Source organism: Vibrio sp. 10N.286.55.E10, assembly GCF_002872555.1.
Lineage (GTDB): Bacteria > Pseudomonadota > Gammaproteobacteria > Enterobacterales > Vibrionaceae > Vibrio > Vibrio crassostreae.
In genome coordinates, this window is record NZ_MCSD01000004.1 from 245,200 (window position 1) to 259,863 (window position 14,664).

The window sequence follows — 14,664 nt, forward strand, 5'->3', positions numbered from 1 at the left end:
GGATAATTGAGCGAGAAACGGATGACCGATTCAAACAGCGGCTGGATAAAATCAACCTGTGCTTATTGTGGTGTAGGGTGTGGAATAGGAGCGAGACCGACATCGCTAGGAAAACTAGAAGTACGTGGTGATAAAGATCATCCATCTAATTACGGAAAGCTGTGTACTAAAGGGATTGCGCTCGGTGACACCGTCACGCCTTTAGGTCGTCTTACACAACCTGCTCATATTCAGAATGAGCAAAAACAATCACTGGATTGGAACAGTGCCACGCAGTTAGTCGCAGATAAATTCAATCAAACGATCGAAGAATTTGGGGCCGATTCGGTTGCTTTCTATGTATCTGGTCAGCTGCTTACCGAAGACTATTACGTTGCCAATAAACTGATGAAAGGCTTCATCGGCAGTGGCAATATCGACAGTAACTCTCGCCTTTGCATGGCATCGAGTGTGGTTGGGCATAAACGCGCGTTCGGCACCGATACCGTTCCTGTCTGTTATGAAGATTTAGAACAAGCAGAAGTCGTCGTTATCACTGGCTCAAACCTCGCTTGGTGTCACCCGGTACTTTTCCAAAGATTAAGAGCCGCGAAACAAGCCAACCCTGCATTGAAAGTTATTGTCATAGATCCGCGTTATACCGACACATGTGAAATTGCAGACATTCACTTGGCATTGGAATCCGGCTCAGATGTGGCTCTGTTCAATGGTTTATTAGGCTACCTCGATGATAACGATAAGCTTGATTCCGACTACATAGAAAATCACACCCAAGGCTTTACTGAATCGATTCGATCTGCGACTCAATATCGTTATACCGAATCGGGCTGGGGCGACAAAAGCGTTCCTGAGCTCACAGGGTTAACAGAGCAGCAGCTAAAACAGTTCTACAGTTTGTTTGCATCGAACGAAAAGGTGCTGACCATTTACTCTCAAGGCGTGAACCAATCGACACAAGGGTGCGACAAGGTAAACGCCATTATTAACTGTCATTTAGCCACTGGGAAAATCGGTAAACCGGGTATGGGGCCATTCTCTGTAACGGGTCAGCCGAACGCGATGGGTGGGCGAGAGGTGGGCGGTTTAGCTAATACTTTAGCGGCGCACTTTGAATTTGGTGATCCGCAATCACACGAAACCGTGAGCGAGTTTTGGCAAACTGATAGCTTAGCCACACATGCGGGTTTAAAAGCGATTGACCTGTTTGATGCCATGAATGAAGGAAAAATCAAAGCGGTATGGATCATGGCAACCAACCCAGTCGTGAGCCTGCCTGACAGCGAAAAGATCAAAGCCGGATTAGAGAAGTGCCCATTTGTGGTGGTGTCGGACTGCATTGCCGATACTGAAACCACTCGCTTGGCTGATGTGGTGTTACCTGCGCAAGGGTGGAGCGAGAAGTCGGGCACCGTGACTAACTCTGAGCGTCGAATCTCACGCCAACGCCGTATATTACCAAGCCCAGGGGAAGCCAAACCTGATTGGTGGATATTAAAAGAAGTCGCGCAAAAAATGGGATTCAAAGAGCAGTTTGATTACCGTCACGAAGGCGAGATCTTCAAAGAGTATTGCGAGATGACAGCGCTCGGCAATGAAACAGGTAAAGCGCGTGACTTGTGCTTAATTGGACTCACGCAACTGGATGAGAAAGGTTATGGCGAACTCACTCCACAGCAATGGCCAGTATTAGAGTATCAACCAGAGATCATTGAGCAGCGCATGTTTACCAATGGTGAGTTCTTTACTGAATCTGGCAAAGCGCAGTTTATTGCAGTCGAGCACGACAAACCGATTGCCGATACCAGTCTTGAATTCCCGCTTATCATGAACACAGGTCGAATCCGAGACCAATGGCACACCATGAGCCGCACAGGCTTGGCTGCGGGTTTAGGTGAACACACCCCAGAGCCGTTTGTTGCCATGCACCCAGATACGGTTGCAGAGCTTGGTTTAGATGAATTTGGGCTAGATGCCTTCAACCACGCGACTATAAACCCAGTGGTGAAAGTGCGCAGCGCACAAGGCGAGTGCCAAGCGCGCTTAGTGGTAACCAAAGAGATGCGCCGTGAACAGGTGTTTATGCCTATTCATTGGAATGCCCCAACCGCCAAAGACAGCAAACCGTGTGACTTGATCTTGCCTCATACCGATGCAGCCTCTGGTCAGCCAGAATTCAAACACACACCTGTTGTGGTAGAGCCGTGTGGTTATCGCAGTGAAGCCGCACTGGTCAGCGACAAGGTGATGGATTGCAGCGGCTTTGATTATTGGGTTCGCCAAAGAGTGGAGGGCGGTTTTCTGTATCGCATCTCATCATCTAAGAACCCAATGGAGCTGGTGATTCAGCTTGCCAACACACTCGATGCTTTACCAGAACCCAACGCGGAGGCGATCAAATCACTCCATTACCACGGCAACAAATCATTCAAGAACTATGGTTCTGCAAAGCTGGGTCAGTCTGGTGTAAAGCAAGCCTTTGTGGTGAACAGTAAGCTAGACCATCAAAGCATCGAATGGCTGGTGGAATGTCTAACCCGAGAAGCCGATGAAGAGTTTGAAGCCGAGTTTTTGAGTACTATGGCAAAGTAGCTGACTACCTCTAACCTATTAATACATAGAGTTAAGCGCCGACAATTACGTCGGCGTTTTTGTTTTCTGATGAACATTTCTGAACATATTTACCAATCATCGTGCCAAATGAAAAACTGAACGAATACCTCGGTTCGCCAGAAGAGTCATATAAAAAATGACAAGTAACACACATATTCATGCTGTTTCTTTATTTTTTCGTGAATATATACAATATTTCTATTTATTAGTGGTGTATGATATCAGGGTTTTCGTAAGGTACTGTTATTAAATGATTTATTTGTCAATTTAATCGGTGGTGAGATTGCTTTGCGAAGTGCCTCGGAACTACCCAATGCTTATTGGGTGATCAATCCTGTTCAAATTACATTAAATAAAGACCAGTTTATGAGAACTCTTCTATCTGAATGCTTACATTTCACTTGCTCAAATTTTAAAAGCATATTTAAAATTTTTGGCGGCTTCATCATCACGATGTCATGTTTAGGTATGTGGCTTGAACATTCATTTTCTGTATCAGAAAACCTCTGGGCCTACGCGGTATATCTATGTGTATATTCTTCTATTTACACTTATCTAATCGCTATTTTTATCAATTTTATGGCTTCGTCTACCTATGGATATGATATTGAATGTTCCGTATCTTGGAGAGTTTGGTCCAGATTAATGATCGTTTATATTATTTATTCTTTAATTGTTTTAGTTGGAACGATAGCACTGGTTATCCCGGGGTTGTATCTAGCTGCGCGATACAGTTTCGTAGAGTTCGAAGCTGTACTAAATAATAAATCTCCACTGTTTGCGTTGGAAAAAAGTTGGCGAGATACCAAAGGTATCACTATGAAGTTGATTAAAATATCGATGTTACTGGGTATCATTAATTTTATCCTTAATTTCGTGATTGGGTATATCGGAGAGGTTTATCCGGTGTTAGAAGTAGCGACAGGGATACTCACATCAATCTTGTCCCCTCTTTTATTGATATTTGGCTCTATTGTCTACTTTAGAGTCTACATTACGAATGTTGATACGACTGAAATGCCACTAGGACATGAGGCATAACCAGGGTGGTAAACAGCCTAAATAATTGGGTTTTTGATAGGCTCTAAAACCCAAACTTTAAAATAAGAAAGGTGGAGTTAACTTCCTGTATTAACAAAATGTCTTCGATCTATCATCTAGAAAAAATAATATAAAATTTAAATTTGGTGAGACGGTTATATTCGGGTTCTTGTATCAGAGAACCTAAGTTTTCCGTCATGCCTTAGCTGCCTATTATCTATAAACACTTAATTAAGTTAGAAATAAATTCTGACGAAGATTTCCCCTGTGTGACGTAAAAGATGGGTATTTATCCAAGACTTATTAATAATTAAAAAGTCATCATTAAAACAATAATATAAAGGACAAATCCATGTTCAAAAGAGCAATTGTTGCTTCAGCCTTACTTTTAAGTTCTTCTGCATTCGCTAATATTGCCGTTGAGGTTAAGAATGAATCTAGAATCTATGATGTAGAATTAACCAGTAAAGACTATCAAACATCTAGATACTCACCAAACCCTCAAGACACCATTATCGCTAAATCAAGTGACCGTTTTAATGTCTCTAGCAATTATCCCAATGTAGTGCGCTTGGTTGATTTTGAATATCAGTATAGTGATAGTTCAGTCTATGACGCACCGCGCTGTCATTTCCGTTTTGTTGCTTTAATCGATCCGCGAACAGGCACTATGTTGCCTCAAAAAGTAATCGCAGAGAATGAGAGTAGAAGTTACCGAGATCGTGCGATTTGTACCGGAAAACTTGATTATTTCAATGTTGTAACCGGAGACGCAAAAGTTACCTTCACTATTAATCGTAGAAAATACTAATTTTATAAATAGTAGTAATTTAGCGAGTTAAATAAGGAAATGCCGACAACCATATCGGCGTTCTTTGACAACTTGTCAGCGACTAGCTTAGCCGCTATTTCAGCGCCACTTACCAACTATAACTCCACATGGAAACCTAGATCTCAATATCCGTGCTAGGTGAAGTGGGAGGCATGTTTGATGTGCGAAAAGCTAGTTATAAACATAAGTTCAAGTAACAAAAATGATTCGTTATGCATGGCATTATTTGCTTGTTGTACTCAATGAGTAAGGGACATGCGTCAGAATTAGCACTTCAGTTAATAAAGCAGATTTATATGAAAATAAGGTTTTTAATTGTCCCATTAGTTTCCATGTTTATGGGGTGTAATGATTTAAGAAAAATAGAGGAGGTGCCGAATGATAAGTTGCCTCCTGCTGCACCAGTATCAGAAGAAGAGCTGGAGTTGCCAGAAACCCTCCCTAGTTTGGAAAGAGAGCCGACACTCGTTGGTGTGGATAATGACGATAATGGCATTAGGGATGATATTGAAAGATATATCGATAATAACTACCTCGAGCTGGACCAGAAACAGGCAGCCGGACAGTATGCCAAAGCTCTACAGCATACTTTGGTTGTTGATCTAACAGATATCAACGCGGTCAAAAGTGCTAATAGAAAACTCTCAGAAGCTGACCATTGTATTTATAGCCGCTTTGATGGAAGTAATAATAGCACGCAACCTGCGCAAGTATCCCAAGAGCTTGAGTCCATAACAACGAATACAAAAGAAAGATTATTAGCGTATCTCGCCTTTGCCAGAGCCTTGGATGGTACCTCCTGGTCGATTCCAAAAGGAGATACTTGTGAATAAAGTTATTCAATACATATCATCTTTTAGCATTTGCCTATTCCTCTCATCGATATTGAGTTTTTCAGCGTCTGCACAGGTAAACACTGAAGGAGATATTTGTAGAAACACCGATGTGGTCATCGCTTTTTTTAATGGTGTTGACACTACGCCAAGTGGAGCAAACAGAGCAAAAGAAGAACTAAAAAGAATCCATGGCGAAAAGTCGGCTACAGGAGATTCCATCCAGTATGAGGTTTTTTACAACTACACCGATGGTTTTGAAGACTTTGTTGAAACCTTCGAACAACGTCTTTTGGAGCAAGACCATATATTGGAAGGGCGTTATGAGCTCTTTTTTGAAATTATAAGAGGTGATGGCCCTTGGTGGTCGAGTATTATTGAAACAGCCTCTTCGACTGCTGAGCTATATGAAGCTATTGGTGATGCATTTCGAGCTGACGCTATTCAAAGCCTTACTTCATTGATGGGAAATCCACCTACTACCGCTAACTATTCAGAACATCAGGCCAAGATCGATAATTGGGTCCTTAAAGGCTTTAAGTTACTTTTTGTAGCTCATTCTCAGGGAAACCTTTTTGCGAATGCGGCCTACGAATATACAACAACAAAGGTAAATGCCGACTCTGTTAAAGTTGTTCACGTTGCTCCGGCATCACCGTCTATTAATGGTGAGCATACATTGGCTGATCTAGATTTGGTGATAAATGGGTTAAGACTTTTGGGCAGTGTACCGAACATTACAGATAATATTCCAGGCTACTTGTTCAGGCCGAGTGGTGTTAATGGTGGTACGGATATTCTCGGTCATGGTTTTATTGAAATATACATCAACCAAAAGTTAGACATATCGAACAGAGTGAGAACGCAGATCAATGATGCATTGAACACACTTATCGCTCCACCTGCAGAAGCTACTCAAGGTTTCTTTACCGCACAATTAACGTGGGACGGCAAGGGAGATGCGGATCTTCATGTGACAGAGCCTAGTGGGGCTCATGTTTATTACGGCAACAAGCGAGGCTCATCAGGGTATTTAGATGTAGACAATACTAGGGCGTACGGTCCTGAGCATTATTTTAGTTCGTGTGACCCAACTCATCTTAAAACCGGGCTTTATGCAGTGTCTGTCGCGAACTATTCTGGTGCCAATGACCGGTTAGCAACCGTACAGATTGATTCAACGACTAATGGAGCACTTGGCACAAAAAGTGTGAGATTAGGTGGAGCGACAAATTCTAAGCCTGAGTACCACTTGTTTAATGTGCTAGTTACTAAAAACGAAGAAACGGGAAAATATACCGCAAGTATTGAGTAAGGTGTGCACTCGTTAAATAAACACAACACGCCGAAAAACAAACGCCGACAGCTCTGTTGGCGTTTTTCCATTCGTCACGGCAACGCTAGCTTTCATCTATCGAACCTCACATCGTCTATCCATCATCGCGTCACAAACAAACTTAAAATCAACTATCCCGTCTGAACAAGGAGGTGTATGGATAAAATGATAAGTAATACACACATTCACATAATTTCTGCATTCAATTTTAGCTATACGGAATACTTCTGCTTTTCGTCATGTATGATGCGATTATCTTGGTAAGGTACTGTTATTAAATGAGTTATTTAACTAAGTATGAGATGGTTTAATTACTAGACAGAAATGCTCTAGTGATAAAACTCATAATTATTCAGTTTATTAACTGCTGTGTTTGGAGAGGAAATGGTCAGGGAAGCGACAAAAGACGATTGTGTAAAATTAGCGGCATTGTCCATTAAAGTCTGGCTAGACACATATGCGAGAGAAGGGGTCAAAACTGAATACGCTGAGTATGTCTTGTCTACTTTCACGGCAGCCTACTTCTTTGAAATATTGAATACTACTAAATATCGTGTGTTTGTAAGTGAAGAAAATGAGGTTATTCAAGGCTACGTAATGGTTAACCTTGAATCGCACTACCAAACGCCTGGCAATGGCTTTGAAGTAGAAAAACTTTATGTAGATAACATTTTCAAAGGTAAAGGGATAGGCCGAAAGCTTTTGAATGGAATCGAGAATCAGTTTGGTAATAAATACTGGCTGTACACGTGGGTAGAAAATGAATCGAATGGCTTTTATGAACATTTAGGTTTTAGTCGAATAGGTTTACTGACTTTTGAGTTTTCTGGAGCGTTAATAGAAAACAATGTGTATCAATCAGCTCATACACATTGAACCAGGTTAGTCCTTTAGTGGGTAACACTTCTCGATAAATCGTCGCATAGTCATAGAATTCAAGTGACATAGGCATAGTGAGGTAAAGATGGACAAGGCGAAATTCATTCAGCAGCACCTTATTGAAAAGGGCGTCCCTGCAGACTTAACGAGGCCAAATGCCTTTATTTGGTCAAAATACACTAACGTGTCTCAAACGCCTATGGTGTTTCAATCGCTTCAAAAAGTATTCTTGATTTATGGATTATCGATGGCCGTAATTTGGGGGTCTTTGATGTGGATGTTTACTTGGCACTCAGAGCCCGAACATTGGAAAACTTACCTTATTTCATCTGCTATTTTCGGTTTCTTTATGGGACTTGTTAATGTGTTCAGAATCGTCAAGGCACGAAAAAAATTGGGTGAAAAGAGTTGGGAAAATTGGTGTAAGAAAAACTACGGATAAGCGCAATAACAAGCAATTAAAATGATTCGTAATACTTGGCATTTAGGAGTTTGAATTAGATGTATAAACTAGAGATTTTCTGTACGCCTGAGCAACAAGATCTAGTTTTGAGCACCTTACATGAGTCGGGTGTCGATAGAATTGGAAACTATGATCACTGTTGGGCTATTGGTTCTGTTATCGGTTCTCACCGAGCGCTTGATGGATCTACGCCTGTGTTTGGGAGCAAAGGAAAAGTCGAAAATTACCCGCTATTAAAAATTGAAATCAACGTGGCAAAGAGCCAAGTGAAACCAATTGTTGATCAGCTTAGAGAGTCCCTCGACTGGGAGGAACCTTTAGTCAATGTTTTCAAAATCTATAACTCTGAGTTCGATCTTTGAAGGTACTTTGGTGGCCGCTAAACGGCTTAAGTAGACTCAAAGTTTAGAAAGTAGGATAAATAAAAATGCTATACCACTTACTGACCGAAAGTGATTACAAAGAATACCAAAGTACAGAAACCTATGAACCCGCATCCTTGAAAGGCGAAGGCTTTATCCACCTTGCTTATGAAGAGCAACTGCAAAAAATTGTAGATTGTTTCTTTGTGGGAATCACGCAAGTATATCTTCTAGAAATCGACAAAAGCGCGATTGCTAAAGACTTAAGAGATGAGGCGCCAGTAGGGACTGAAGATGATGGGGCACTTTACCCACATTTATACAGTCCACTTTCTAAGCAAGCCGTGATTAGAACAATAAAGTTAGTCGCGGATTTGTCAGGTGCGCTAAAAGTAAACCTGTAACAATCGCAGTATTCCTATCGGCTCTGTACCATTCAAAACACGCAGCACTTAATCGTGTGTTGTTTTGGCTCTACAGAGCTTTTTGTTTCCATCAAGTTAAGGAAAACAATGCAAGTTAAAGCAGTTAAAGACGCATATAACGCATACTTTTATTTTAATAACGAGCGAACCCTTTCAACCGATTTAGCCAGTGAACTGATTTCAATTGAAGATGATGGCTTCACTGTTTTTATCGATAAAACACGTAAGTACGACAACCAGATCCTCATTGATGGGGCTTGCAATTACGAGAGCTTAGAGGCGGACCTCAAGCTATTTGCAGATGGTATCTCACCTGAGATTTCTATTGCGCCTAACGCTTTAACAACAGATCTGAAATCATGGCTATCGAAACATCAGTTTGTGCCTGCTTTTGAGCATGAATTTCTAGAGCTATCGGCAGAAGGCTATGTAGAAAAGCCGAGTACTGAAAAATCAAGCGCAGAAACATTGATCGCAGAAACATCCAGCGTAGAACCGTTGAGCGATGTAGGTAAAGTCACGATTGAGCGATGGACGCAAGATAATGCCGATGAGTTTTTGGCTTTGCTCAAAACATCAGGTTTAGAGTGTTCAGACCAAATCTGGCAGCAGAAACGCGCGCTCTATTGCACCGATACTTTCCGTTGTTACGTTGCGAAAATAGAGGGTAAACCGTGCGCTTGGGCGACGAGTTTCATCAACAACGAACACGCAATACTTGCCAATGCGTATACACAAGAGAGCTATCGTTCAAAGGGGTGCCAAACGGCGCTGTTAAGATCTCGAATCGAAGATGCCATCGCCTTAGGGGCAAAAGTACTTTTAACCGACGTAATGCCAAACAGCACCAGTTGCAAAAATTGTAAATCGATCGGTTTTCGCTCGGTTGGCGTACGAAGTGTATGGTGTAAAGATTAGAGATAGGGCTATCTACTAAGAGAAAATTATGAATACAACGGATGTAATGCAAGAGTACAACGAGTTCGAGCGGAAACGTTTTAACTCATTCAATGGTATTAAGGTTATAGAGAACAACCTGACTAAGTTCGTATCTAACGATCGTCATGGTAGCTATATCTCCTTTTTCGACTTCGATGAAAGCCTCACAGACTCTATCGTCAAAGAGCAACTCTCGTACTTTAAGCAGCGTAACCTATGTTTTGAATGGAAGACGTACAGTACCGACAAACCAACGAACATCAGTGCCGTATTGCTCGCGAATGGTTTTGAGCAGGATGAGCACGAGTCATTCATGGTGTTGGACCTGTCTAAGGCGACCTGCGAGCCCTTTGATGAAGGTAAGATCACCGAGGTGGCGGACAGCAAAGGCATTCGCGATGCGATTAAAGTCCAAGAGCAAGTTTGGGGGGGCGATTTCGAATGGCATTACAACCATTTAGTCAGCCTTAAACAGCACGCTCCCGATTCAGTGTCTATCTATGTCGTGTATGTCGACGACCAGCCTGTGACCTCAGCGTGGATCATATTTAATGGTAATAGCCCGTTTGCAGGTATTTGGGGCGGAAGTACCATCGAAGCATTTCGAGGTAAAGGCTATTACAGTTTGCTACTGAACAAACGCATTGAGGAAGCCAAATCGAGAGGGGTTAAATACCTTACCATCGATGCTTCTGATATGAGTAAACCCATTGTATCCAAACGTGGTTTTGAAGTGATCGCGACCACCACAGGGTATACCTCACCAAGTAGCGAGTAATGTGTTTCAAAGGAGTAAAGAGTGAATAATCAAGTACGTGTAGGTGTGGCTGCGGTCATTTTTCGGGAAGGGCGTATTCTACTTGGCGAGCGCATAGGCTCTCATGGTGCGAATACCTGGGCGACGCCTGGCGGGCACCTTGAAATAGGTGAAAGTATCGAAGAGTGCGCGCAGCGAGAAACCCTTGAAGAGACAGGTTTAGAGGTCGGCTCGTTTAAGAAGCTCGGCTTTACCAACGACATATTCGAAAAAGAAGGCAAGCACTACGTCACCTTGTACCTTGTCGCGACCAGTTCTAGTGGTGAGCCTCAAATTATGGAGCCTCATCAGTGTAAGCAGTGGCAATGGTTCGATTTAGATGAACTGCCAGAACCTCTGTTCTTACCTTTGGTGAACTTGTTGAAGGAGCCGGTAAACTTTAAGAACTTTGACTAGTCAGAACGCCCATATTTGGTACTGAAAGAACATTGGGTTATCTTGTTCACTCTTTTACAACGTAATGATTCAATTGAAAATTCAAAGGAAAGCATGGCAGTTTTAGACATTCTTACCGCACCAGATCCAAGGCTTAAAGTGAAAGCGGAAGAGGTGCAAGATGTATCGACGATACAAACACTCATCGACGATATGTTAGAAACACTCTATGCCACTGATAATGGTATCGGTTTGGCATCCACTCAAATCGGTCGCAAAGAGGCCGTGGTGGTTATCGATATATCAGAGAGCCGAGACCAACCGTTAATCTTGGTTAACCCGGTAGTCGCAAGTGGCTCCAACAAGGCTTTGGGCCAAGAAGGCTGCTTATCAGTGCCTGACTACTATGCGGATGTCGAGCGTTTTACGTCTGTGGTAGTCTCTGCTCTCGACCGAGAAGGGAAGCCAATCACCATTGAAAGCGATGACTTTCTCGCTATCGTAATACAGCATGAAATTGACCATTTATCGGGTAACCTATTTATTGATTACCTGTCGCCACTAAAGCGTCAAATGGCGATGAAAAAAGTTAAAAAGTACCTCAAAGCGCACGCTTAATCCGGCTTAAAAACCAGTATCTCTTCAAACCCAGCGCGTGAATTTCAACACATCAGCGTTGGGTTTTGTCGCTGTCCTTCTCAATTTAGTGTGCCACCCCTTTCATATTATACGACTTTTCAATAGGTTGGTCCGTTCCCCTGGTTGTGTTGCATATGCAAGCGAGTGCTTTTGGTTCAGCACTCGTGTTTCATTCAGTTTTTACATTCACAAAAGGTAAATGATGATCCAAGTAAAAAATGTAGCTTTTGATAGTGAAAATGAACAATCAATTCGTTCTATTCGCGAGAACGTTTTTATTAACGAGCAATCTATCGCACCTGAAATAGAGTTCGATGGGTTAGACAGTTCGGCCATTCATGCCGTGGTGACTGTCGATGGAAAGCGTGTCGGCACGGGCCGTATTTTAAGCGACGGTCACATTGGCCGTATTGCCATCATGAGAGATTTTAGAGGACAGGGGCTTGGCTCGAAGATTGTTTTATCGCTCATCGATGAAGCGAAGAAGAGCGGTTACAAGCGCGTGTATCTTGGCTCACAAAAGCAAGCCATCGACTTCTATACCAAGCTGGGCTTCACGCCATTTGGAGAAGAGTTCATGGAAGCAGGTATTGTGCACTTGTCTATGGAAAAAGCGTTAGCTTAATGGGTTCATGTAACTAGCATCATCAAGACACTGATGGCAGCAGTGTAACGCTCTTGCCCTCATCGAAACATGGTTTGATAAGCACTAAGCACTAAGAACTAAGCACACAAGCAATAAATAGTAAGCACCGAAGCTATAAAAAGTAAGTAATAAAGCGATAAGGCAATAAAGGAATATAATGAAGAAAAACCTCGTGGTTGGCGGCACTTTGCTGGGTGTTGTGGCACTCTTTTTCGTTGGTAAACACAGAGGCGAAGAACTGACCCTTGCCCCTTGTGAAATGGGTGAAAAAGTCGAAACTCCCGTTCACTTCTTTACTGACGTATCGATGAGCGAGTCAAAAATTCAGAAGATGATAGGCTACTCTAATCTTGTTCTTCAAAACTCGTGCATACCAATGGAGAGAACATTATCAGGCATCACGAGAATCGACCTTTCCGGTTTCCAAGATGCGGAAAGTAGCAAGCTGCACAAACAGTTAGTCAAGTTGGTTGGTGATGAGGTGTTGGAACCCATGCAGCGAGAGGGGAGCTACTATGCACTGATTCTTCCTGAAGACCACGAGTTCTCAGACGAAGGAGCCGTGGGTTCGGTTGATCTGAATTTAAGCCGCAGCTTTTTGGTTCTGTCATCTGCTGCAGAGGTAGAGGTACTTGAGCATGAACTGGGCCACTTGGCTTGGGCGTGGCACAACGACACCCCAGACTACTGGCTCAAAGGTATGTTGCTACAAGAAAACCATGATTATATAAAACCTTACTCTTTCGGCGCTTTGTGCCGGGAAGCGGGCACCGTGATGACCTACGCTGAAAAAGTATTGCCCGTGTATTCCTCGCCAAACATTCAATACTACGGAAAAGCATGTGGTGATGCAGAAAAAGCAGACAACGCAAGGCACATGCGAGAGTTTGCTCAGTCACTCGCTTTACATGCCGCAACATAGGCAGCTAAGACAATAAGTGAATAAATACCGACCCTAAAGGTCGGTATTTTTATTCGTCAGTTCTAATTAGAGCCACACTCCAACATAAAGCCATCTTCAGTGCGGCGTAAAATGATCGTCGTGCTGGCCTCTAATTCCCCTTCCGGTAAATAAACCGCGCAGTTTTCGAACCCAGCAGAGTTAGTTGAATTGATCGTTTCATATACCTCTTCTGAGCTGTCTACATTTTCACCTGCGTAAACAATAACGTTATCGATTTGGGCAAGCATCTGGTCGGAATTTTGTGTTGCTTTAGCGTGAGCGAAAACAGAAACAGAACCAAGAGCAAGAAACAGTAAAGCCTTTTTCATTGTATACCTCGTAAGAGTTTAGGGTTGGTGTTGAGGGGCTAATATACATCGGAATGTTTGTAGATCAACAAAAAATTATCGAATAACAATAAATTTTTGTTGTTTTGTGTTCATTCTACCATGCGCAAAAACGGTGCAAGCCTCCGGTTTTATTGGGCTGTACGCTCCTAACTAACCCTTTGCTCGGTTGTGAAGTTTTTTAGCGCCTGCGTTCTCGCTCCGTCATTTTTTGACGCAGCTAAACTTGTTGATGGCTTTTGATTTATCCGTTCTATGGGGGATTCGCTGGTGGTGGGGGGGCTATTGGCTTAATGTGTGGAGTCGTCGATCAAGATTGATTCACAACACATGGTATTTAGTGCTGAATCGGTGTGGGCTCATAACACGAACAGTAGAGTGGATTAATCGTCTCAGTCACATCCATCATCGATTCATAACACGCGGTGCTTTTGCTGCCAGTAATGTTTGTAGCCAAGCTAGCGCTTCAAAACGTTTGGCACTGTACCTAGCAGGATTAACCGAGCACTAAGCACCATGAAATTAATCGTGATGACAAAAATTATCAGTGCACAAAAAGCTTCATGGCTGCGGAACTTTAGATATAGAATTCAGATAGATAAAGACCATTGAATTTGCAAGGATAAATACTAAGGTCTGCCAGCGTGTTGAAAGTGGTGATGTAACGCCATAGAAAACTTAAGCCAAATGGACGAGTACCAAGACTTTGTGAGTCACCAGAAATGAATCGTTACACGTGGCGTCAAAGTGTTAGAAGTATCAATAAGGTAGTTTGACTTTAAGTGTGAAATACCGATTGATTAAACGACCAGTTTCACATACCATCTCTCGAAATTGAATGTCGTTCTGTAAATTTATCAGCAAGACACACGTCGATACTGCCGCTTAATCATCATGCTACCGACAGTTCTGGAACCAAAATGCTAAGACGGCGGGGAAGAAATCAACCTGCAGGATGACGACTTACTCACACATTGCGTCATTTTCTGCATTTTTCCGAAACGATATAGAAAATTTCTGTGTTTCATCATGTTCGCTTCAGAAGCAAGCGGGTAAGGTGTTGTTATTAAATTAGTTATTAGGCAGTTCCCGAACGGTTCTGATTACTAAACAGAATAGTGTCAGGAGCAAAATGCAGAATTATTCTGTCTAATAGCGCTGTTGAACTAAGCCGCTT

Annotated in this window: 15 protein-coding genes; 14 read left to right on the forward strand and 1 reads right to left on the reverse strand. The window is 42.5% G+C overall.

Going from position 1 to position 14,664, the window contains the following annotated elements:
- Positions 1 to 6 precede the first annotated feature (6 nt).
- From BCV39_RS04660 to BCV39_RS04730, 14 genes are all read left to right on the forward strand, one after another.
- The gene (locus BCV39_RS04660; protein ID WP_102431525.1) at positions 7 to 2,589 is read left to right on the forward strand and encodes a nitrate reductase; all 2,583 of its coding nucleotides are present in this window, start codon (positions 7 to 9) and stop codon (positions 2,587 to 2,589) included.
- A 1,414-nt stretch (positions 2,590 to 4,003) separates the two neighbouring features.
- A complete protein-coding gene (locus tag BCV39_RS04670) occupies positions 4,004 to 4,462 on the forward strand; it encodes a hypothetical protein (RefSeq protein WP_017107819.1) in 459 nt (152 codons plus the stop codon).
- Positions 4,463 to 4,725: 263 nt separating this feature from the next.
- Positions 4,726 to 5,316 carry a hypothetical protein gene (locus tag BCV39_RS04675; protein ID WP_133154222.1) on the forward strand — a complete coding sequence of 197 codons (591 nt, stop codon included), beginning with the start codon at positions 4,726 to 4,728 and terminating at the stop codon, positions 5,314 to 5,316.
- Positions 5,309 to 6,631 carry a hypothetical protein gene (locus BCV39_RS04680; protein WP_241902276.1) on the forward strand — a complete coding sequence of 441 codons (1,323 nt, stop codon included), beginning with the start codon at positions 5,309 to 5,311 and terminating at the stop codon, positions 6,629 to 6,631. Before BCV39_RS04675 ends, BCV39_RS04680 begins: the two co-directional genes overlap by 8 nt.
- 405 nt (positions 6,632 to 7,036) lie before the next feature.
- On the forward strand, positions 7,037 to 7,528 hold the full coding sequence (locus BCV39_RS04685) for a GNAT family N-acetyltransferase (protein ID WP_017106677.1): 492 nt from the start codon (positions 7,037 to 7,039) through the stop codon (positions 7,526 to 7,528).
- Between the two features lie 88 nt (positions 7,529 to 7,616).
- Positions 7,617 to 7,973, forward strand: a complete 357-nt coding sequence (locus BCV39_RS04690) for a DUF6404 family protein (protein WP_102413573.1) — start codon at positions 7,617 to 7,619, stop codon at positions 7,971 to 7,973.
- Positions 7,974 to 8,032: 59 nt separating this feature from the next.
- Entirely contained in the window at positions 8,033 to 8,356 is a 324-nt protein-coding gene (locus BCV39_RS04695; RefSeq protein ID WP_102432509.1) for a hypothetical protein, read from the forward strand.
- Positions 8,357 to 8,421: 65 nt separating this feature from the next.
- Positions 8,422 to 8,760, forward strand: coding sequence for a DUF952 domain-containing protein (locus tag BCV39_RS04700; RefSeq protein ID WP_102432508.1), 339 nt, complete (start codon positions 8,422 to 8,424; stop codon positions 8,758 to 8,760).
- A gap of 108 nt (positions 8,761 to 8,868) precedes the next feature.
- A complete protein-coding gene (locus BCV39_RS04705; RefSeq protein ID WP_102432507.1) occupies positions 8,869 to 9,699 on the forward strand; it encodes a GNAT family N-acetyltransferase in 831 nt (276 codons plus the stop codon).
- Between the two features lie 28 nt (positions 9,700 to 9,727).
- On the forward strand, positions 9,728 to 10,498 hold the full coding sequence (locus tag BCV39_RS04710; protein WP_102432506.1) for a GNAT family N-acetyltransferase: 771 nt from the start codon (positions 9,728 to 9,730) through the stop codon (positions 10,496 to 10,498).
- A gap of 21 nt (positions 10,499 to 10,519) precedes the next feature.
- On the forward strand, positions 10,520 to 10,933 hold the full coding sequence (locus tag BCV39_RS04715) for an NUDIX hydrolase (protein ID WP_102432505.1): 414 nt from the start codon (positions 10,520 to 10,522) through the stop codon (positions 10,931 to 10,933).
- 93 nt (positions 10,934 to 11,026) lie between these two features.
- Positions 11,027 to 11,530 carry a peptide deformylase gene (def, locus tag BCV39_RS04720; protein WP_102432504.1) on the forward strand — a complete coding sequence of 168 codons (504 nt, stop codon included), beginning with the start codon at positions 11,027 to 11,029 and terminating at the stop codon, positions 11,528 to 11,530.
- A gap of 223 nt (positions 11,531 to 11,753) precedes the next feature.
- A complete protein-coding gene (locus BCV39_RS04725) occupies positions 11,754 to 12,176 on the forward strand; it encodes a GNAT family N-acetyltransferase (RefSeq protein WP_102432503.1) in 423 nt (140 codons plus the stop codon).
- Positions 12,177 to 12,354: 178 nt separating this feature from the next.
- A complete protein-coding gene (locus BCV39_RS04730) occupies positions 12,355 to 13,119 on the forward strand; it encodes a hypothetical protein (RefSeq protein WP_102432502.1) in 765 nt (254 codons plus the stop codon).
- Positions 13,120 to 13,181: 62 nt separating this feature from the next.
- Here the strand turns inward: BCV39_RS04730 and BCV39_RS04735 are convergent, their stop codons facing one another.
- The gene (locus BCV39_RS04735) at positions 13,182 to 13,469 is read right to left on the reverse strand and encodes a hypothetical protein (protein ID WP_102432501.1); all 288 of its coding nucleotides are present in this window, start codon (positions 13,467 to 13,469) and stop codon (positions 13,182 to 13,184) included.
- Positions 13,470 to 14,664: the final 1,195 nt, after the last annotated feature.